At 70.6% G+C, this 19668-nt stretch carries 14 protein-coding genes and 1 pseudogene; 7 read left to right on the top strand and 8 right to left on the bottom strand.

All coding sequences use genetic code 11. The annotated features are described in order from the left end of the window. The first annotated feature begins 20 nt into the window (after nucleotides 1-20). From HK417_RS03465 to HK417_RS26325, 3 genes are all read left to right on the top strand, one after another. Nucleotides 21-2639, top strand: a complete 2619-nt coding sequence (locus HK417_RS03465) for a LuxR C-terminal-related transcriptional regulator (protein WP_222263310.1) — start codon at nucleotides 21-23, stop codon at nucleotides 2637-2639. A gap of 96 nt (nucleotides 2640-2735) precedes the next feature. Then, nucleotides 2736-2942 carry a hypothetical protein gene (locus HK417_RS03470; protein ID WP_222263312.1) on the top strand — a complete coding sequence of 69 codons (207 nt, stop codon included), beginning with the start codon at nucleotides 2736-2738 and terminating at the stop codon, nucleotides 2940-2942. A 210-nt stretch (nucleotides 2943-3152) separates the two neighbouring features. Next, complete coding sequence (locus HK417_RS26325) at nucleotides 3153-5411, top strand: LuxR C-terminal-related transcriptional regulator (protein WP_222263313.1); 2259 nt, start codon at nucleotides 3153-3155, stop codon at nucleotides 5409-5411. Nucleotides 5412-6205: 794 nt separating this feature from the next. Here the strand turns inward: HK417_RS26325 and HK417_RS03480 are convergent. From HK417_RS03480 to HK417_RS03500, 5 genes are all read right to left on the bottom strand, one after another. Beyond that, complete coding sequence (locus HK417_RS03480) at nucleotides 6206-6421, bottom strand: hypothetical protein (RefSeq protein WP_222263315.1); 216 nt, start codon at nucleotides 6419-6421, stop codon at nucleotides 6206-6208. A gap of 158 nt (nucleotides 6422-6579) precedes the next feature. Beyond that, nucleotides 6580-7032, bottom strand: coding sequence for a hypothetical protein (locus HK417_RS03485; protein ID WP_222263317.1), 453 nt, complete (start codon nucleotides 7030-7032; stop codon nucleotides 6580-6582). A 480-nt stretch (nucleotides 7033-7512) separates the two neighbouring features. After that, nucleotides 7513-8499: a YhjD/YihY/BrkB family envelope integrity protein gene (locus HK417_RS03490; RefSeq protein ID WP_222263363.1), complete on the bottom strand. Its 987-nt coding sequence runs from the start codon at nucleotides 8497-8499 to the stop codon at nucleotides 7513-7515. A gap of 49 nt (nucleotides 8500-8548) precedes the next feature. Further along, nucleotides 8549-9985 carry a DUF2252 domain-containing protein gene (locus HK417_RS03495; protein ID WP_222263318.1) on the bottom strand — a complete coding sequence of 479 codons (1437 nt, stop codon included), beginning with the start codon at nucleotides 9983-9985 and terminating at the stop codon, nucleotides 8549-8551. A 489-nt stretch (nucleotides 9986-10474) separates the two neighbouring features. Next, complete coding sequence (locus tag HK417_RS03500; RefSeq protein ID WP_261325745.1) at nucleotides 10475-12304, bottom strand: glycoside hydrolase family 15 protein; 1830 nt, start codon at nucleotides 12302-12304, stop codon at nucleotides 10475-10477. Between the two features lie 246 nt (nucleotides 12305-12550). Here HK417_RS03500 and HK417_RS03505 point away from each other — a divergent pair, with 246 nt between their 5' ends. Then, a complete protein-coding gene (locus HK417_RS03505; RefSeq protein ID WP_222263320.1) occupies nucleotides 12551-13117 on the top strand; it encodes a potassium channel family protein in 567 nt (188 codons plus the stop codon). Between the two features lie 137 nt (nucleotides 13118-13254). On the opposite strand, the pseudogene HK417_RS24945 reads toward HK417_RS03505, so the two are convergent. The 3 genes and pseudogenes from HK417_RS24945 to HK417_RS03520 form a co-directional block, all read right to left on the bottom strand. Beyond that, a pseudogene (locus tag HK417_RS24945) lies at nucleotides 13255-13464 on the bottom strand (integrase core domain-containing protein); the annotation flags it as partial. 318 nt (nucleotides 13465-13782) lie between these two features. Beyond that, nucleotides 13783-15159, bottom strand: a complete 1377-nt coding sequence (gene zwf, locus HK417_RS03515; protein ID WP_222263324.1) for a glucose-6-phosphate dehydrogenase — start codon at nucleotides 15157-15159, stop codon at nucleotides 13783-13785. A gap of 738 nt (nucleotides 15160-15897) precedes the next feature. Further along, a complete protein-coding gene (locus HK417_RS03520; protein ID WP_222263326.1) occupies nucleotides 15898-16320 on the bottom strand; it encodes a DUF7144 family membrane protein in 423 nt (140 codons plus the stop codon). Between the two features lie 299 nt (nucleotides 16321-16619). Between HK417_RS03520 and HK417_RS03525 the strand changes: the two genes are divergently transcribed. The 3 genes from HK417_RS03525 to HK417_RS03535 all read left to right on the top strand — a co-directional run. Then, nucleotides 16620-17072: a hypothetical protein gene (locus tag HK417_RS03525; protein ID WP_222263327.1), complete on the top strand. Its 453-nt coding sequence runs from the start codon at nucleotides 16620-16622 to the stop codon at nucleotides 17070-17072. Between the two features lie 781 nt (nucleotides 17073-17853). After that, entirely contained in the window at nucleotides 17854-19152 is a 1299-nt protein-coding gene (locus HK417_RS03530) for a DUF2254 family protein (RefSeq protein WP_222263329.1), read from the top strand. A 283-nt stretch (nucleotides 19153-19435) separates the two neighbouring features. Then, nucleotides 19436-19668: hypothetical protein (locus HK417_RS03535; RefSeq protein WP_222263331.1), on the top strand; the 233-nt coding region annotated here is incomplete at its 3' end.

A 19668-nucleotide genomic window follows, 5' to 3' on the forward strand; every position in this document is an offset into this window, starting at 1 on the left:
CCGCCTGAAGGAGCCCGGTCATGGCCGCTTCCCCGAACATCCCCCCGCGCGTCCCCGCGAGCAAGAGCGTCGTCCCGGAGCTGCCCGTCGAGTTCACGCCCCGGCCCCGGCTCCGGCAACTACTGGACGAGGCCGCCGCCGATCAGGTCGTCGTGGTCACCGCCCCGGCCGGGTTCGGGAAGACGCTGCTGCTCGCGGACTGGGTCCGCGACGCCGATCGCCCGGAGACGGCGTGGGTGAAGCTGGAGGCCGACGACAACGACCCCCGGCGGCTCTGGTCGGCGGTGGTGAGCTCGCTGCTGGCCCTCCCCTCGGCCGCCCGGGACGGTTACCTGCAGCGGCTGGCCGGGGTGGCGGCGCTGCCCGGTGGCGTGGACGTCGTGGAGGAGCTCGCCGACGCCCTGGACGCCCTCGACACCCCCGTGCGGATCGTCCTCGACGACGTGCAGGCACTCACCGGGCGGGAGGTCCTGCAACACCTCACTCGGCTGATCCGCCGCCGGCCCACGGGACTGCAGCTTGTCCTCGCCAGCCGGGCGGACCCGCCGATCTCGATTCCCCGACTCCGGCTGGAGGGCAGGCTGCACGAGCTGAGGGCCGACGTCCTGCGTTTCAGCCTCGACGAGACGACGGCCCTGCTGGAGGCCACCGGCCTCCAGCTGACGCCGACGTTGGTGGCTTCCCTGCATGCACGCACCGAGGGCTGGGCTGCTGGACTCAGGCTGGCTGCTCTCGCCCTGCGCCGCACCGATGACGCGACCGCCTTCGTCGCTGACTTCTCGGGGGACGAGCGCTCGATCGCCGACTACCTGACCGGCGAGATCCTCGACGGGCTGGGCCCTGACACACAGGACTTCCTCCGGGTCGTCAGCGTGTGCTCTCCGCTACCGGCCGCGCTCGCCGCCGGGCTGTCGGCTCGTGCCGACGCCGACCGGATGTTGGACGAGCTCCGCCAGGCGACGGCGCTGGTTGAGCGCAGCTCCCCCACCGACTACCGCATCCACGCGCTGCTTCGCTCGTACCTGGTCGCCAACCTCGCTCGGCACCGCCCAGAGACCTACCGGGACCTGCAGGCTGCCGCGGCCCGATGGTGGGTTGCGCACGACCAGCCCGTGCACGCCCTGCGCCATGCCGAGCGGGCGGGCGACCGCGACCTGATCGCTGCGCTGGTGCACCGCTGCGGATTGTCGCTGTTGCTCGGCGGAAACCTCGGGCCGCTCCAGCGTGCGCTGGCGGCTGCAGGGCCTGAGGCACGCGCGGCGGACCCGTGGTTGGCGCTCACCGCGGCGATCACTCACCTGGAGGCTCGGGCGCTCCCGGCCGCCGCTACAGAGTTGCAGAGTGCCCGTCGCGCCTGGCCCGTGGCCCCTAGCGCCGCCCTGGACGCCCTTCGGACCAGCGCTGAGCTCCTGGCCAGCACGCAAGGACTTGCTGACAACTCGTTCCCGCATCCACAGCCCGACACAGAGCTCGTCCAACCCGAGGTGGCCGCCCTTCTGCACGCGAGCCGGGGGGCCGCCGAGTTCGGCAGGTCCGAAGGCGCGGATGTCTCCCTGGCCGGCAACGAACTCGAACGGGCGCTCGAGTTGGCCCATGCGAACGACCTCGGCTATCTGGAGGTGCAGAGCCTCTGGATGCTGGCGACGCTGGCGGCCGTACGTGGCGACCTCCGGAGCATGGCGGCGGCGGCCGCGCAAGCTGTCGCGGTGGCGGCCCGGCGTGGCCGGCACCCGTCGGCCTGGTCGGCGGGGCCGATGGGGATGATCGCCTACGCCGATCTCCTGAGGGGCGACCCGGCGGCCGCGGTCGCACGGTGCGAGGAGGCACTCGGCGCGGGCGGCCCGCTGCCCCCGGAAGCGGCGTACACCTTGCACGCTGTGCACGGAGCCGCCTGCGCCGACCTCGGTCGGCGTCCTGCAGGGCTCGCCGAACTGCGCTCGGCGCGCACCGAGTTCGGCGACACGTCGGTACCGCCGGCGATACTCGCCGCCCTGGCGGTCCTCGAGCACCGGGTGGCGCTGATGACCGGCAACCTGGGTGCGGCGGCGGAGGTAGCGCACTGGCTCACCCTGCGAGCCGGCACGACCGGTGAGACCCTCTTGCTCCAGGCCTGGTCCGAGACCGCCGCGGGGCGCCATCAAGCAGCCCGGGCCATCGTCGCGCCGGTGTACGGGCGGTCGATCCCGATTCTCCTGCCACAGACCATGGTGGAAGCGCAGTTGGTCGACGCGGAGGCAGCGTTGCAGAGAGGCGACGAGCACGCCGGTCGAGCGGCGCTCGAGCTGGCGCTCACGGAGGCGGAGACCGTCGGCGTGGTGCGGCCCTTCGCCTTCGCGGGACCATGCACCCAGGAGCTGCTGAGCGCCCAGGCCGCCACTCACGGGCGCGGCTCCTTCGGCGTCCTGGTGGCCACCGCTCGCGCAGCCGTGATGCCGGTTCCCGCCGTCCCGCTCAGCGAGCGCGAGCTGGCGGTCCTCGCTCTGCTCCCGTCGCTGCTGAACGCCCGGGAGATAGCTGACGAGTTCACGGTCTCGGTCAACACCGTGAAGAGCCACATCAGGTCCATCTACGCCAAGTTCGGGGTGTCATCGCGGCGCGAGGCGGTTCGCCACGCGCGGGAGTCCGGCCTGCTCCCGTGAGTCGTTCATCCGGGTGGGGTGAGGCGTGGCGCTGACCCGTGCGGAGAGTGGGGGCCACGAAACGACACTCCACGGCGAATGCGACGGAGGTCGCTCATGCCGGATCGACGGTACGAGGTCCGGGTGTCGGGGCTGATGTCCCAGCGTGCACGGGATGCATTCGTCGGCATGGACGGCGTGGAAGTGACCGCTGAGACGGTCATCTGCGGCCTGGTGCACCACGACGAACAACTGCACGAGATCCTCGCCATGGTCCAGTCGCTCGGTCTGCACGTCGTCTCCGTGCAGCAGGTGGCCCCCTGACCGCCCACGTCACCGCATGACCGCTTCCGTATCGCGACGGCGGCCGCTGCCGCTGCCGCTGGGTCCTACCCGGAGACAGCCGCCGGCGCCCGGCTCGACCGGCGTAGTCCAGGGTCTGGCAACCAGTGCGCCGTGGTCGTTATCGTGGTCGGCACCGCGTCCGCTGGACGAGGGGTTCCGATGGCCGTTCAACCCGCCCGTACAGGAGCGGTGACCCGGTCGCACTGGCCGCATACCCTCCGTGACCTCCCGATCGAGATCCTCGAGTCAAAGCTCTACACGCCCACCATCCGTCCCGGCGTCGTCCCCCGGCCAGAGCTCCTCGCCCGCCTGCGCGCCGCTCGTGAAGTGCCGACCGTCGCGGTGGTCGCTCCGGCCGGATACGGCAAGACGACGCTCCTGGCGCTCTGGGCCGAGGCCGACGACCGCCCTTTCGCCTGGTTGTCACTCGACCCACACGACAACGACCCGATCGTTCTGCTGACCCACCTCGCCGTGGCGCTCGACCGCGTCAGCCGGCTCCCCGACGAGACCTTCGATGCGCTGCGTTCGACGGGGGTCTCGGTCCCCGGGACGGTGGTCCCCCGCCTCGGCTCGGCCGTGGCCCGGTTGCCCCGCCCCCTGGTGCTCGTCGTGGACGACGTACACCACCTCGAGGACGGCCCGTCACTGGACGCGCTGGTGACGCTCGTCGGCCATGTCCGCGGAACGACGCAGATCGCCTTGACCGGCCGGCGGATGCCGGTGCCGCTCGCAGGTCAGCGCGCGCAGGGGCGCGCCATCGAGATCGGCGTGGAGAGCCTGGCCTTCACCGAGGACGGCGCGCGCAGGCTGCTCCGAGCCGCCGGAGCCGACCTCCCAGACGAGGAGGTCGTCGCACTCGCGCGTCGAACCGAGGGATGGGCCGCAGGGCTGTACCTGGCCGCGCTCTCCCGCAGTGACACCCGGCCAGACCCGGGCACCGCTCGCGCGGGCGGAGACGAGCAACTGGTAGCCGACTACCTGCAGGGCGAACTGCTCTCCCGGCTCTCGCCGCGGGATCTGTCCTTTCTGACCCGGACGGCGGTGCTCGAACGCCTCTCCGGCCCGTTGTGTGACACGGTGCTCGGAGCATCGGACTCGACGGCGGAACTGGAACATCTGCAGAGGCACAACCTCTTCCTCGTACCCCTCGACGGTCACGGCCGGTGGTACCGGTACCACTCGCTGTTCCGAAACCTGCTCCGCGCGCGACTGGATCGTCTCGGCCACGACCACATCCGGGAACTGCTGCATCGAGCAGCCGGCTGGTGCGAGACCGACGGCCAACTCGAGACAGCGCTCCGCTACGCCCAGGAAGCCGAGGACGTCGACCGGGTCGCCCGGATCAGCATCGGCCTGGCGCACCCGATGTACGCGGCGGGCCGGTCGGCGACTCTCATGACCTGGTTCGAGTGGCTGGATCACAGAGGCGCGGTCGAGCGACATCCTGCGATCGCCGCGCTGGCTGCCTATGTATGCGCGCTCACCGGACGACCGGCTGCAGCGGATCGCTGGGAGGACGTTGCCGAACGTTGGGCCGGCCAGCTCCCGACGCCGGCCGGCGCCGACTTCCTGGCCATGTGGCTGACGAGCGCTCGCGCGATCATGTGCCGGCGCGGGATAGAGCAGATGCGGCGCGACGTCGACGGCGGCGCCGACAGCTTTCCGGGAGCCGCATCCGTCGCGGACACGGAGTACTCGATGCGGATCTTCCTCAGCGGGGTCGCCCACCTGCTCCTCGGGGACGCAGAGACCGCAGAGGCGCGATTCATCGACTCGACCGAGCTGACGAACGAGGCACAGGACCCCTTGTTCTCGGTCATCGTGGCCTACCGGGCTCAGCTCGCACTCGGGCGTGAGGACTGGATCGCCGCCGAGCGGCACGTTCAGCGAGCGCTGTCGGTGGCCCGTCGTGGTCACACCGAGTCGCACATCACGAGCGTCCTCGTCTTCGCCCTCGCGGCGCACGTCGCGCTGCACCGGGGCGACTCGACACTGGCCCGCACCCATCTCGGCGAGGCACAGCGTCTGCGTCCGCTGCTGTCGCACGCCATCCCCTGGTACGCGGTAGAGACCCTGCTCGAGATGGCCGAGGTCTCCATCGGCCTCGGGGACACCAACGGTGCCCGCCAGTTCGTCCGCGACGCCGAGGCCGTGCTCAGGCGCCGACCCGACCTGGGGTCGCTGGGCCAGCGGACGGACGAGATGCGAGGACGGCTCGCGACGCTGCAGGACGCTGGCGCGGGGACCGTGACGCTCACCTCGGCCGAACTGCGCGTTCTCCCCCTGCTGCTCACGCACCTCACGCTGGCGAGCATCGCCGATCGGCTGTTCCTCTCCCGGCACACAGTGAAGTCGCAGGTGTGGTCGATGTACCGGAAGCTCGGCGTTCACACGCGCGCCGATGCAGTCGCTCGGGCTCGGGAACTGGGCCTCCTCAAGGCGTGATCGTCCCGCGCGAAGCACCACTGGCAATTGGGCCACATCGTCTGATGTGGTTCAGGCGAGCATTCCGCAGGCTGACGCCGACAGTGCTGGCGCGGGGGCCGTGCCACAGCGAGTCCACCTGGGACGGCCCTGGGAGTCGGTTGCCTTGAACGAACGGTGCATCGACGTGGTGAGCGTCCGGTCGCTCGGCGGGACAGCGCACGTCCATGTGGCAACGTCGCGATCGCGGCTGGCCGACTCGACCACAGCAGCAAGAACCCGCCCGCGGTCCGGACGGGGGAGCGGCTTCCACCTGGGCGCACAACCGGCGCCGGCACAAGGGCTGCCCCACCCAGGACGGGGAGCGTGCACACCAGGGGGAATGGTGCCTTTCGACGACGACCTGCTCGAGCGAACTCTCGCGTTCTCCGGCACCTACTTGTCCGATGACGGACAGGTAACGATCAGACGTTCCCTCGTCCGGTCGGCCGGGTACTCGGGCGCGCGGTTCGTGGGCCACTGCGCTGTCTGTTCCCGTGCAGGCCGCACTCCCTCAACCGGCGAGCCCCTGTTCGACATGCGCGCCGCTGCGCAGTTCGCGGCGGCGCACGACCACGGTGATGTGGACTGAGAACTAGTCCGGGTCGTGGTCAGCATGGAGGACGACCGGTCGCACCGTCTCCTCCCAAGGGTCACCCGGGTCGTCCTTCCGGGGTGTAGGGGGCCGTCGGGAGGCGTGACGTCTCGGATTGCCGGCCTCCCCGGACATCTCGCGAGGGACGGCCGGCGGTGGTCCGACTTCGGGCTCGCCGCGGTCACACCGTCCCGGCAGCGGTCCGGTTCGCGGAGACGATCACCAGACCCAGTGCCCGACACTGCGCCATGATGCCGAGCAGGTGAGCCTCGTCGATGACCACGCCGCAGAGTCTCGCTCCAGCTGGGAGTTCCTCGATGCGCATGTCGCAGAAGGCCTCCCGCGCCTGGTCCGTAAGCCGCCCGTCCACACGGAACTCATACAGCGTCGTCATCATCTCGGACCCCTTTCCCCGGCCCGTACTGTCCAACAGTCTCGGGGGATGGTCATCCCCCGATTGGAATGGTCAGGCTCGGTCAGTGTCTGTTGTCGCCCTGTCCGGACCGAGCGCATCACCCGACGCGGCGCTTCGGGGGGCCTCCGTTGTGGAGGGCCTCAGTGCAGCAACGCCTTGAGTGCGATCAAGGCGCCGCCGACCAGGGCGACGCCTGCGCCCTGCAGGAGCGCGCGGGGCACAGGGGCGCCGGAGAACCGGGCTGCCCAGTAGCCGTAGAACCCGATGAGTCCGAGCCCGGCCCACTTCGCGATCGTGAAGGCGGTGCCGAGTTCCACCACGCCCAACAGCGCCAGCACGAAGAACACGATCGGGAAGGCGACGCCGAACGCGACCGCACCTGCGTCGTCGAGCATCTCCATGACCTCGGGGCGGGTGACGTGGTGACGCTCCCGCGTCTCGACACCGATAATCTCGCTGTAGAGCTCGGCGAGGGCAACGGCGACCGCGGTGCCGAGCAGCCAGCCGATCACGACACCGGTCCTCGGCGGATGAGCCTCGACCACGATGACGAGTGCCAGACCGATGATCGACCCGTAGACGACTCGGGCCACTTGGTGGGAACCGAGATGGGCTTCAAGAGTCGCGCGCACGGGCCTCAGCGTGCTCGTTGACGTGCGCGAGGGCATCGCCCGCGTGGGGTGACGGACGCCGGCCAGTCGCTCGAGATCAGCCCGCAGACGGGCCCGCCATGGCCGCTACGTGAACACCGCCACCCGCGCACCAGCCAGCACTCAGGGGGCGTCCTGCCACGGTGAGCACCCATGACGTCATCGTGGAGCCGGTTCAGCTCTCCCGCCCGTGCGCTCTGGCGCCGCCGGGTGCGGCTCGCTGGAGGTCCCTGTGAAGTCCTCGACGACGGCCGCCAGGCCGACGCCCCGGAGCGCACTCCCCGCAGTGCCGCAGGGGCCAGCTGTCCCACCGAGGTGTGGCCGCTCTGGCGGGTCCGTGCCGGAACCGCTCTCACCCCACGGTGCCCCCCCGCGCCCGTCCTGATGCAGAACAGCGGTCGTGGCTGAGGAGCGGTCGGGGGATCAGTCGGGGGTCGGCGTCCCCGGCGGAGGGCAACTCTGGGCCCCGGCGGACGGGCCGACGCGGGTGGTCGATGACCCCGGCCGACCGAGAACGGCCGGGCGTGGCACGGCCTGCGTGAGCAGCAGCGCCTCGGGTGGGTCGGCCTCGCTCGGGGCGCTCTCGATCCGGAACCTCCTCCGAAGGCGTCGTGCCCACGGGTCCCGGGCGCGGTCGAACTCGGAGGCGACGGCGGCCGATGCGACGATGATGAAGGCAATGGCCAGCAGCCACCCGACGAGTGCCAGCGTCACGCCGAAGAGCCCGTACCGCCGGCTGTAGGTCTCCAGGAGCCGTGGCATGTAGATCGTCGACGCGATCCCGTACACGCTGGTGCAGAAACTCGTCAGAGCTCCCCCGAGAGCCAGCCGGCACCAGGCGATGCGCCGGTCCAGCAGGAGCCACGGGAGCGAGGTCCAGAACAGGAAGCTGGCCGCCGCGAAGACAGTCACCAGCAACCCCCCGCTGAACGGGAGGGGCTCGGCGAGCGTGCGTGCGCAGTACAGCAGGCCGATCCCGAGCAGGAGGGCGGTCAACCCCAGCGCGGCGTACAGCGCGTGCCCGATCCCAGGCGGCGTCGGGAGTCGCCACGCCTGCTGGTACATCCGCTGCATCCGCCGAGTCAGAGAGACGCCGGAGAACACCAGCAGGAAGGCGCTGAGCACCCCGGTCGTGCCGTCCCCGGAGCTCGAGAACAGCTGGCTCACCGCGTCGGCGGCCTCACCGCTGAGCGCAAACCGGCCGATGAGGGCGCCTGAGACGAGATCGTCTTGACCAGCGGGCGACAGGGCGGCCACGAGGAGCACGAGCGGGATGAGAGTCGTGAACGCCTGGGACGCGATGACGAGGGCACGGTCAAGGCCCTGAAGAGCGACGAACGAGAGGGCACAGCGGCCGACGAACGTCGTCTCCAGTCTGCGGATGCACGCCCGGAGTCCCAGGACAGTCAGCGCTCGACTCCTCCCCTGAGGATCGGGACTGGCCGCAGCCTCATGGCGGCTAGACCCCCGACTCGGCCCTGATCAGGCCCGACGCGACGGCCTCCACCAGTGACTGGTGGTCACGTTCGTTCTGGTCCGCGTACGACTCGGCGAACTCCCGGACGGCCACGTCGAACGACTGGCCGCCGCCGAGGTAGGCCGCGATCGCGACGCTGTCCCCAGACCTGGCGTGGGCCCTGGCCAGCGTCCACCCGCACACCTCGCCATAGGCCCGCAGCCCCTCCGGCAGCATGGTCTCGATCTCCGCCGACCCCTTCCAGTCGCGGAGCTGCCGCAGGTGGAAGTCGCGCTCGTTCTCGTCGAGGCCCGAGACCCGGACCCAGCCGAGGAATATGTCGCTGACGGCTTGCATCAGCCGTTGCCCGACGACGACTCGCTCACCGCAATTGTCGTACTCGCTGGCGCCTACGAAGGCCTCCAGCACCGACGGGCCAGCCTCCTTCGCCTGCAGGAAGAGCGGGTGGTCGCCGTCCTCGAGGAAGAGCAGCATCCACGAACGCGTTCCCACGCTCCCGACCCCGACGACCTTCCGGGCGACGTCCATCAAGCGGTAACGGTCCAGCAGCACCCGTCGCTCCGGCTCCAGCGTCTCCCGGTAGACACGGATCATCTCGCGGAGCGCGTCCTCCGTCGCCTCCGCGCGGACCGGGTCGGGCAGCAGGTCGCGGATCGGGACCACCAACGGCGGCTCGGCGATCAACCTGGCCACGCCGTCATCGACGGCGGCGAAGCGACTCAGTGCGCCCAGGTGGTCCTTCGTCCGGGCCTCGGCCATGCTCCGGGCCAGACGCTTGCGCTGGTGAGCGCGCAGCGACACCGAGGTGACGGCCTCGATCCGGGCCATGTCGGCGTGGGCATACCACACGTCCAGGGCGTCCATGCCGGCAAAGCGCCGCATCGCCCGCCGGTACGCCGCGACCACCGCGAGCACCATGCCCCGGCGCGTCTTCGATGAGAAGCCGTTGGCCCGCCCGGCGATCTCGAGGCTCGTGGCGAGGCGCTTGACGTCCCACTCCCAGGGGCCGGGCAGGGTCTCGTCGAAGTCGTTGATGTCGAACACGAGGCGCCGCTCGGGGGACGCGAACAGCCCGAAGTTCGCCAGGTGCGCGTCTCCGCAGGCCTGCACGGTCAGTCCGGATCGCGGGGTTCGTGCCAGGTCGCTGGCCATGGGCAGCGCCGCTCCGCGGAAGTACGCGAACGCCGAGGAGGCCATGCGCCCGTATCGGATCGGCAACAGCTCCGGCACCCCCGTGAGTGCCTGGCCCTCCAACAGGGACAGCGGTTCGGTTCGGTCCGGAGCGGCGATGAACTCCGCGTGACTGGCGCGCGGTACCTCCGCCCGCGCCGCCCTACCCCGCGCAACCCGTCGTTCACGGGTGGCTCCCGGGGCCGTGGGCCTGGTGCGACTCCCCCGTCCCATGGTCGTGTGCGTCATCGCATGGCCCTCGTTGCACGACGGGTACGGTCATCCCCGAAACGGCGTGGCGCGGTCGACACACGTCGGGGGTTCTCCCGATTCCCAGCGTCGCGCACCTTCGCGGAGGAATATGTGGGCGGCATCCCCCGGGGTAGGCGAGCGCGGCGCGCTCGGCGCCAAGGGAGCCGACTCCGCCGGGATTCCAGGTCACCCTGCTCACCGGCGGTGGTACAACGGCCGGCTGTTCCCAGAACGGCGACACGCGTCGTCAAGCGCACCCTCCTCGACTACCGTCCGATGCCAGCCTGAAAGCCGTCGTCAGGTCGATCGAGTCCCCTCCTGGTCGCGCTCCGCCGCGGATCTCTCCTCGACCTGCTGACCGTCTCGCAGCGACTGATCGGCCCGACCTCCGTCCCTCCGGCGTGCGTGAAGCGCTCCACGGCCCCCGGGAGGTCCACGCAGCTCGCGGCGGCCCGCCGAGCGCCTGCGGGGTCCCGCCCACCCCGGTCACGCCCTCCCCCTGTCCAGGGCGGCATCGAGCGTGACCGCCGCGTCGATGAGCGCCAGGTGGGTGAACGCCTGCGGGAAGTTGCCGATCTGCTCGCCGGTGAGCGCGATCTCCTCCGAATAGAGACCGATGTGGTTGGCGTAGGTGAGCATCTTCTCGAGCGCGGTCCGAGCGTCTTCCAGTCGGCCGTTGCGGGTCAGGGCGTCGACGTAGGCGAACGTGCACAACGAGAAAGTCCCCTCGGAGCCCAATAGCCCGTCCGGAGAGGCTTCCGGGTCGTAGCGGTACACCAGGCTGTCGGTGACCAGTTCGTCGTCCATCGCCTTCAACGTCGAGGTCCACAGCGGGTCGGTGCCGGCGATGAACCCAACCGTCGGCATCCGCAGCAGCGAGGAGTCCAGGACGTCAGTCTCGTAGTGCTGTACGAATGCCTGCCGGCCCTCGTGGAAGCCCTTGTCCACGACCTGCTGGTAGATCCGGTCCCGTTCGGCGGTCCACCGCTCGAGGGGCGCCGGAAGGCCGCGCTCGGCCGCCATCCGGAGGCCCCGGTCGAAGGCGACCCAGCACATCACCCGGCCGTAGGTGAACGACTGACGGCCACCGCGAGTCTCCCAGATGCCCTCCTCCGGCTGGTCCCAGTTGTCGGCCAGCCAGTTCAACACGCCGCTGATCGCCGACCAGCCGCGATACGGCACCTCGAGTCCGGCCCGGCTGGCGGCGTACATGCTGTCCAGCGCCTCGCCGTAGATGTCGAGCTGCAGCTGCTCGGCGGCTCCGTTGCCGATCCGCACCGGCGCCGAGGCGCGGTACCCCGACCAGTGGTCCAGCACGTCCTCCTTGAGGTCGGAGGCGCCGTCGATCCGGTACATGATGTTGAGGGGGCCGCTGTCGCTGCCGATCCGCTCCCGGATGCGGTCGCCCAGCCAGGTCCCGAACCGGGCGGCCTCGTCCACCATGCCCAGCCGGAGGAGCGCGTGCACGGAGAAGGAGGCGTCCCGCACCCAGGTGTACCGGTAGTCCCAGTTGCGCTCGCCGCCCACCTGCTCCGGCAGCGCCGCGGTCGGTGCAGCCACCAGGCCACCGGTGGGTGCGTAGGTCATCAGCTTGAGCGTGATCGCCGAGCGCTGGATGGCCTCCCGCCAGCGGCCGGTGTAGGTGGACACGGACAGCCACGCCCGCCAGAACCGCACGGTCTCGTCCAACAGCCCGCGGATCTCGGCGACCCGGATCGAGCGCGCCGGCCCGTCTGCCGCCGACTCCAGGACCATGCCCCGGACCTCTCCCGCCACCAGGTCGAGCGACGCGTAGAGGTCCTCGTCGCGCACGGTGACGCGGGCCTTCCGTTCGTCACCGGGCTCGCGCACCAGGTGCAGGGTCAGCCTCGATCCGTTCGCCGTGAAGACGACGCCGTGGTCGCTGACCTCGGCCTGGTGCGCGAGGCGGCCGTAGTCGAAGCGCGGGGTGATCTCGACCTCGAAGCTCATCTCGCCTCGCACACACTGCACCATCCGCACGAGCCGACGGGTGTTGGTGGCCGTGGTCCCGGCCGGCGGCATGAAGTCGAGGACCTGACCCACGCCGGTCGCGGTGAAGAACCGGGTGACGAGCACCGCGGTGTCGGGGAAGTACATCTGCTTGGACGTGTAGTCCACGCCGGAGGGACGGATCCGGAAGCGCCCGCCACGCTCGTCGTCGAGGAGAGCCCCGAACACGCTCGGTGAGTCGAACCGGGGGCAGCAGAACCAGTCGATCGAACCGTCGGTGGTGACCAGCGCAGAGGTCTGCAGGTCTCCGATGATCCCGTGGTCGGCGATCGCAGTCTCGGTCATGGTCATCTCCGTCCAGGTCGTGCTGAGCGCGCTATCGAGCAGCGCCACCGGAGGTCCCAGCCTCGCTGTGACGCCGCACCGCGGCATCACCCGACGGGGAGGAACATGTGCGCGCGGCCGTCGGTGACTGGAGCGTCGGCAATCTCTCTCGTCACCGAAGGCAGGGTCTGAGAGCCCCATCCGTCCTGGGGGATGCGGAGGAGGTGTCGGAGCCCGACGGTGGAGCGCACAGGATGGAGGTGCGCGGTGGCCGTGGATCCAGACAGCGGGACGTCCGGGGGGAGGGCGATCGCCGGAACACTGCTGCACTCGGCGGCCGCATCGGCCGTGCTGCTGGTCGTGTACTACCAGGCTCCGCTCGATCGGCCGCTGGACCGGGTCACCGGATGGCTGTTCCTGATCGCGCTGCTGCTGTTCGGGGCGGTGATGGTCTTCCAGTTGCGGAGTATCCTCAGGTCGCAGGAACCGAGGCTTCGGGCTATCCGTGCCCTGGTGACTGGGGTCCCGTTGTTGCTCGTGATCTTCGCCTCGGCGTACTGCATCGTCGCTGCTCAGCAACCAGAGGCGTTCTCCGAGCCGCTCAGCCGCACCGACGGCCTCTACTTCACCGTGATCATCTTCTCCACGGTGGGTTTGGGAGACATCGCTCCCGTAACCGAACTGGCCCGCGTCCTGGTGACCATCCAGATGCTCGCCGGTCTGATCACCGTCGGCCTGGTCGCAAAGCTCGTGGTCGGTGCCGCGCAGGTCGCCGTGGCCCGACGCGCCCGGACGCCGGAACGCGCCGGCGAAGAACCAGCCCATCGAAACTGAGCACCAGGAACACCCCGGCATCCCCCGGGCAGCCCGCCGGAGGCTGCCGCGGAGCCCGCGCCTCGCCCGCTCTGGTGAAGCGTCGCCCACCGCATTCTCGGGGACACGGGGCCCGTCACGAATGAACCGCCCCGGGTTCAGTGAAGGCTGGATTCTGCCGCCTCAAGCGTCTTGAGGTCAGGGATCTGACGGTAGTGCTCGCGCTCGTACTCGGCGGGTGGAGCGTCGCCGCAGGCGCTGTGCAGCCGCCGGTTGTTGAACCAGTCGACCCATTCCAGCGTCGCCAGCTCGACGCGATTGAGCCCGCGCCAGGGTCCGCGGCGCCGAATCAACTTGGTCTTGACCAGGCTACCGCGTCCGCGCCGGCATGATTCAGACTGGCCCGCACCCTCGGCACTCACGTGCTCGTCGGTGACAAGTCGGTACTCGACATCGACACCTCGATCGGCGACGCAGCTCAGCTCGGCCATGCCTCCTCGCACCCGGGACAGTCCGTACCCGACGGGCAGAGCTGGCACGGTTCGCCGGCGGAGCCGGGCCGGTGTGGGTGATGCACCGGCAGGGCCAGCGCGGACGCTTGGTCCTGACCGGTCCTGACCGGTCCGAGCGTCGGGAGATCGGCTCGCTCACGGAATGGCAGTCCGCGGACACCCCGGAGGACTCCCTCAGCCGGCCGGGTCGTGCCATGACCGACGCTCGGGCAGCAGGGCCTCGGCCTCCTTGGGGCCCCAGCCGCCGCGCGCGTAAGATTGCACGGGGACGACGTCGTCGAGTACCGGGTCGACGACCCGCCAGGCGGCCTCGACGGCGTCCTGCCGGGCGAACAGCAGCCGGTTGCCGTCCAGCGCGGCGCCGATGAGGCGGTCGTAGGGGCGCATCTCCGAGCCCGGTTCCTCGGCGAAGCACAACTCCTGCAGTCGGAGATTCAGGCCCGCGCCCGGCTTCTTCCCGGCCAGGCTGAATGTGATCTGGCTGTCGGGCCAGATCCGGAACCGCAGCGCGTTGGTCATCGACGGGTCCTCGACGCCGAAGATGTCGTGCGGCGGACGATGGAAGCGGATGTCGACCTCGGTCGCGGTGACCGCCATCGCCTTTCCCGCGCGGATGAGAATGGGAACGCCGGCCCAGCGCCAGGAGTCCAACGCGAGCCGCACTGCGACGTAGGTTTCCGTCGTCGAGGCCGGGTCGACGCCTTCCACCTCCCGGTAGCCCTCATACTGGCCGCGTACAGTGTTCTCGGGGGTCAGTGGGCGCAACCCGTTGATCACCTGCGTCTTGGAGTCCAGCCATGAGCCCAGTCCGGACCCGGACGGGGGGTCGGCGAGCACGCTGGCCAGTACCTGCAGCATGTGGTTCTGCACCACGTCGCGGATCGCTCCGGTGCGGTCGTAGAAACGCCCGCGGTCGGCGACGTCGAACGCCTCGGCCATCGTGATCTGGATGCTGTCGACGTGGGTGCGGTTGAGCAGTGGCTCGAGGATCGAGTTGGCGAAACGGGCCACCAGCACGTTATTCAGCGCGTCCAGCCCGAGCCAGTGGTCGACCCGGTAAACGGCGTCCTCGGGGAAGTGTTCCTGCATCGTCGCGTTCAGCTCCTGCGCGCTGGCCAGGTCGGTCCCGAACGGCTTCTCGACCATGACCCGTGCGCCCTCGGCGCGGCCGGCGCCGGAGATGCCCTGCGCGATGCGTCCGAAGAGCGGTGGCGGCACCTCCAGGTAGAACAGGGCGCGCGTACCGCTACCCATCTCCTGCGACATCGCGGTGTAGGTCGCCTCGTCGTCGAGGTCGCCGTCGACGTAACGCAACAGCCCGAGCATCGTCCGCGCCGCCGGGCTGTCGGGGTCCATGCCGTTGAGCCGCAACGACGCGGCGGCGTAGTCACGGAACTGGTCCAGCCGCCAGCCGCTCTTGGCCACCCCGACGACGGGCACGTCCAGGACGCCCCGCTCCACCAACCCGACCAGCGCTGGGAAGGTCTCCAGCTTGGCCAGGTCACCGGTCGCGCCGAAGATCACCAGCGCATCCACTGGCTCCGCCACCATGTCAGGCCCTCCCCTTTGCCGTCTGCGCGCCGGTCAGCCGCGCCGCTCAACCGAAGGTCACTGCTGGCCCGGTGCATCGCCCCACCGTCGTCGTCTGGGTGTGCTTGGCACATCGCCCCGCGGGGGTGATCCGGCGCTGGCGGCTGGGGCCCCGCACGACGACTCCTCCGCGCCGGGCGATGCTCCGCAGCCCGACGCCGTAGACGGTGGCGCCCGCTGGTGACGGCACGCCAACCCTCGCTGCGGTCCGGATGGTCAGCACGCCGGTCACCTCATGCCGCTTAGGTGTCCGCGACGCGCGAACGTGCGAGCGCGGCGCCCCAGGCGACCTCGCGGGGGCGAAGCCGGTGAAATCTCAACGGCTGGTGACCCTCTGGGATGGCGAAGCCGCCGCCAACGATGCGTTCCGCTGGATGACCGTTTCGGGCATGGCGCTGTTCACCACCCCACAGCCGAAGCTCTCCGAACCATGGAACGGCTACATCTACAACCCGGACGTCGCCGACGTCCCGGAGTTCATTCGGCCAACATCCGCTACTGCCCGCTGCGGCCGGCCAGCTGGAACGGCGGCGGGTTGGACAGCCTGCAGGAGCGCTGATACGAGGGTGCGGCGTTGCCCGACGACTGGGCTGCTCCGTCACCAACGTCTGAAGCCGGGTACACCTAGCCGGCGCCGCCCCGGTGCTGGTGCGTGGAATCTCCCAGCACCCCCGGACGAGCCGTAAGGCCAGGAACCGCTCAGAGGGTGTCGTCCCGGTACACGGCCAGAGCCCAGATCACCGCGACGTCCAGCGCGACGATCAGCAATGACCACAGCGGGTAGAGCGGGATGAACAAGAAGTTCGCGATCAGGTTCACGGCAACCAGCGCGATCCCCACCCCACGGGCCCAGGCCTGACCGCGGACGACGGAGACCCCGGTCAGGACCAGCACGAAGCCGAACAACAGGTGCACCCATCCCCAGACGGTGAGATCGAACCCGTACACGTAGTCCGGCGTCCGCACATAGATCTCGTCCTTCAGCAGCGCCGAGATGCCGAGGAGCACCTGGTAGACGCCTACCACGGTCATCACGATGCCGGCGAACAGGGCGAGCCCGGAAACCCAGGCCGAGGACGCTCCGGTGCCGCGAGCCGCCCGCGGCGGGGTCGTCGTGCTCATCGGAAGCTCCTCGGCCTCGACGGACATGTCCCTCAAGGGTGTTCGGAGCATCCCTCGACCGCCTCGTCCCCGGAGGGTGAACACGGCGGTCGGCCAGAGGAGCTGTCACGTGTGTTCGGAGCGCATCTACCGACATCGGCTTCCGCATGGCCGCCGACCTCCACCCCGACGCGCTGATGTCGTGATGAAGTGATCCGCGGCGCCAGTTCACCCCGCACGAATGATGTCTGCGGGCGACGTGGTGGCTACCGTTGCGACAGGCGTTTCATGCGGACTCGTGGCGGCAGCAGGAGGACCGGATGATCTGGGCACTGCTGGCGGCGTACCTCACCAAGCGGCCGGCCTGGGTGCAGGGCTTGGTGGTCGGGCTATGTGCGGGCCTGTTCATCGCCACGGCGGCCGAGGCCAATGAGCGAAATCCGCTGATCGGCTCGGTGGTCCTGCTCGTGCTGGTGTCTGGGGCCGTCGCGGGCACGGCCTTCTACCTCGCGCTGCGAGCCCGGCAACGGCACGGCTGGGCAACGGGCACCGCCCCACCCCTCTGGGTCGGTCTCATCTACGCGACGGTGTGGGTGCTGTCCCTGCTGGCGGCGATCCGCGCACTGTTCGGCGAGGGCGGCCTGAAGGTGGCCGCGCTCGCAATCGTTCCGATCGTTCTGCTTGCCCCCCCCGCAGTCGCCGGGATCCGAGCGCTGCTGCGGCGGCCTCGGACGTCGAAGGCCGATGCGCCACCACCCGCGGCGACGCCGTAAACGCGGAAGACCCAGGACAGGGGCAACGACCCAGTGATGACGCGGCCAGGAAGTCTCCTCGGGACGGAACCTGCCTACCGGGTCTTCCACGGCCGGCCGGTCATGCCGTGGGTGAGGCGCCGGCGCCTTCCGGTGCGCAGAGTGGTCGCACCCGGAGCCGCCGGATGCCGACAGGCCCTCCCTGCGCGACCTACCGGCGTGTGAGCGCCGGCCGGCAGTGCCCATCGCGTCCGGTCCCGGTCGGCGGTGCGGCCGGCTCGCGGAACCGCTTGTTGTCGGGACGCACGCGAGACGGTGCGCATGTCGGTGGTCCCGCCGGGGTTGGCGCGGCGACCGGCTACTGCCGTGCCTGGCTCGCTTGGGACATGACCGCCGGCGTCGTCCTGGCCATGCTGCTGGTGCCGCAGGGGCCCGGCACCTCTGTCCCACCGTCGAGGCCGCCGTGGACGCGTTCCACGCGCACTGGACCAGCCCGCCCCCACCGAGAGCGGCACCCACGGGCCGAATGTTCCGCTCCCCGCGCCGCCCGGCACCGCTCCCGGGCCTCGCGTGAGAGCCGAGCCCGTGCCGGGGAACCCGAGATGACCAGCCGCCCCCGCCTCCGTCGGGTCATCCTCACGATCAGCCGCAGGGCAGGCAGGCGCTGGGCGCCTGGTGCCTTCCAGAGGCGAGTTCTTGGCCGAGTTCACGACTTGGCCGCCGACGCGCTACGTGCCGCGGCCTCCGCCGCCCCGGCGGCCCGGCCCCAGGTGGCCGGGCCCATCCAGGCCGCACGCGCGACATGAACCGCCCGGACGCGGCCGGCGCACCCTCCGCGGCCAGACACGCTCCGCCGCAGCGACTGCTGCACGTACGGCGCCGGCTGCGCGCAGGCGTCGTGCAGCTGCTGTGCGCGGCGGTCGGGCTCGGACTCGGACTGACGCTGCCCCGGGTGTCCGGCGGCCCCACCGTCGACAGCGGCCGGCTCTCTGAGCTGCTGTTCACCCTGGGGACCGGGGTGATCGGCTTGGTCAGCATCGTCTTCGCGCTGCTGTTCGGAGTGGTGCAGTGGTCGGCCAGCACCTTCAGCCCCCGGCTCACCCTGTTCCGCGGCGACCCCCTGGTATGGCGGACTTACGCGTTCACGATCGGGATGTTCGTCTTCTCCACGACCGCGGGGCTGGTCAGCGGCAGGGCTGGCCGGGTCTCGCTGGTGGTGCCCATTACCGCGGTCCTCGCGGCGCTCATCGCGTTGGCGTTGATCCGCGCTCTGCAGATCCGCGCCTTCCTGTCGCTCCAGCTGGCCCAGGTGCTGGACGCGGTGGTCGCTCGCGGTCGCGCCGTGATCGGCGACCTGTACACGCCCCGGTCCGCGGCCGGTGAGCCCACCCCTGCGGCGGCGCCCCTCCCGGCGCTCCGCCGCAGCGTCAGCTGGGCCGGAGCGCCGGGGGTGGTCCAGCAGCTGGAACTGCGGCGCCTGGTGAACGCGGCAACCCAGGCCGACGCGGTGGTGGTGTTCCGCGTCGGTGTCGGCGACACCCTGCACGAGGCTGCCCCGCTGGCCGATCTTCTCGGCGGCGATCTCCCCGACCGAGTAGTGCGGGCGGCGGTCATCCGCGGCGCGGAGCGGTCCTTCGACCAGGACCCCATGCTCGCGGTGCGGTTGTTGGCCGACATCGGGCTGCGGGCGCTGTCCCCGGCGGTCAACGACCCGGCCACCGCCGTGGACGCGATCGACGCGACCGAGAGCCTGCTCCGCGCGCTGGCCGGCCGGCAGCTCGACATCGTCGACATCGCCGACCGCTCCGGCGTGCCCCGGGTCCGCCTGGTGCTGCCCACCTGGGAGGACTACCTGCGCACCGGAGTCGAGGACCTGCTGCTCCCCGCGGCGCGGATTCCGATGGTGCTGGAGCGCCTGCAACGGCTGCTCACCAACCTGCTCGAGATGTCCCCGTCGCCGCGGCACGCCCCGCTCATCCGGCTCAGCGAGCAGGTCCAGGCCCAGCTCGGCGCGTGCCGACCGGCACCGACGCAGCAGAGCCCCCGCGAGCCCCGAGCCCCGCGTGAGCCCGAGCAAAGCGTGCCGAAAGGCACCCGGTGACCAGCTGGCCCGGCTTTGCCCCGCCACCCGAATGCTCAGCTCGCTGGCCTACGGTCAGGTCGCGAGGCTGGCACCCGAGTTCCGCAGTTGATGGGCACACGAGGCGGGTAGCGCGGGAGAAGCTGCTGGTCGGCGGGTCGCGGCAGCCGAGAGGGCCGCGATTGTGTAGGTACACGTTTCGGCCGTTCAGGGGTTGTCTGTGCTGGCCATCGGCGGCCAGGGTGTAGGTGTGTACCTGCGGACGTCGTCTCGGCGGAACAGGGACGGCTCGACGGTGCGGTACGTGTCGATCGCGCACAACGAGCGCAGCCCGGGCGGTCCGTCGGTGGCCAAGGTGCTGCTGCCGCTGGGCCGGGAGGACCGCCTCGACGTCGCGGGTCTGCGCCGGCTGGTCGGCTCGATCAACCGCTACCTCGGCGAGGACCCGGGCAGCGACGCCGGCGCTCAGGTCGGCGCCGAGCCCGGCGGCGGGCTGACGATCACCGACTCCCGGCCGGCGGGCGGGGCGTGGCTGCT

The organism is Modestobacter marinus, from assembly GCF_019799945.1.
GTDB classification, from domain to species: domain Bacteria; phylum Actinomycetota; class Actinomycetes; order Mycobacteriales; family Geodermatophilaceae; genus Modestobacter; species Modestobacter marinus_B.

Bases quoted from the DNA above. Each gene is read 5' to 3' on its own strand.
- HK417_RS03465 (WP_222263310.1), top strand. From the start codon at position 21: ATGGCCGCTTCCCCGAACATCCCCCCGCGCGTCCCCGCGAGCAAGAGC.
- HK417_RS03470 (WP_222263312.1), top strand. From the start codon at position 2,736: ATGCCGGATCGACGGTACGAGGTCCGGGTGTCGGGGCTGATGTCCCAG.
- HK417_RS03480 (WP_222263315.1), bottom strand. From the start codon at position 6,421: ATGATGACGACGCTGTATGAGTTCCGTGTGGACGGGCGGCTTACGGAC.
- HK417_RS03495 (WP_222263318.1), bottom strand. From the start codon at position 9,985: ATGACGCACACGACCATGGGACGGGGGAGTCGCACCAGGCCCACGGCC.
- HK417_RS03500 (WP_261325745.1), bottom strand. From the start codon at position 12,304: ATGACCGAGACTGCGATCGCCGACCACGGGATCATCGGAGACCTGCAG.
- zwf (WP_222263324.1), bottom strand. From the start codon at position 15,159: ATGGTGGCGGAGCCAGTGGATGCGCTGGTGATCTTCGGCGCGACCGGT.
- HK417_RS03520 (WP_222263326.1), bottom strand. From the start codon at position 16,320: ATGAGCACGACGACCCCGCCGCGGGCGGCTCGCGGCACCGGAGCGTCC.
- HK417_RS03525 (WP_222263327.1), top strand. From the start codon at position 16,620: ATGATCTGGGCACTGCTGGCGGCGTACCTCACCAAGCGGCCGGCCTGG.
- HK417_RS03530 (WP_222263329.1), top strand. From the start codon at position 17,854: ATGAACCGCCCGGACGCGGCCGGCGCACCCTCCGCGGCCAGACACGCT.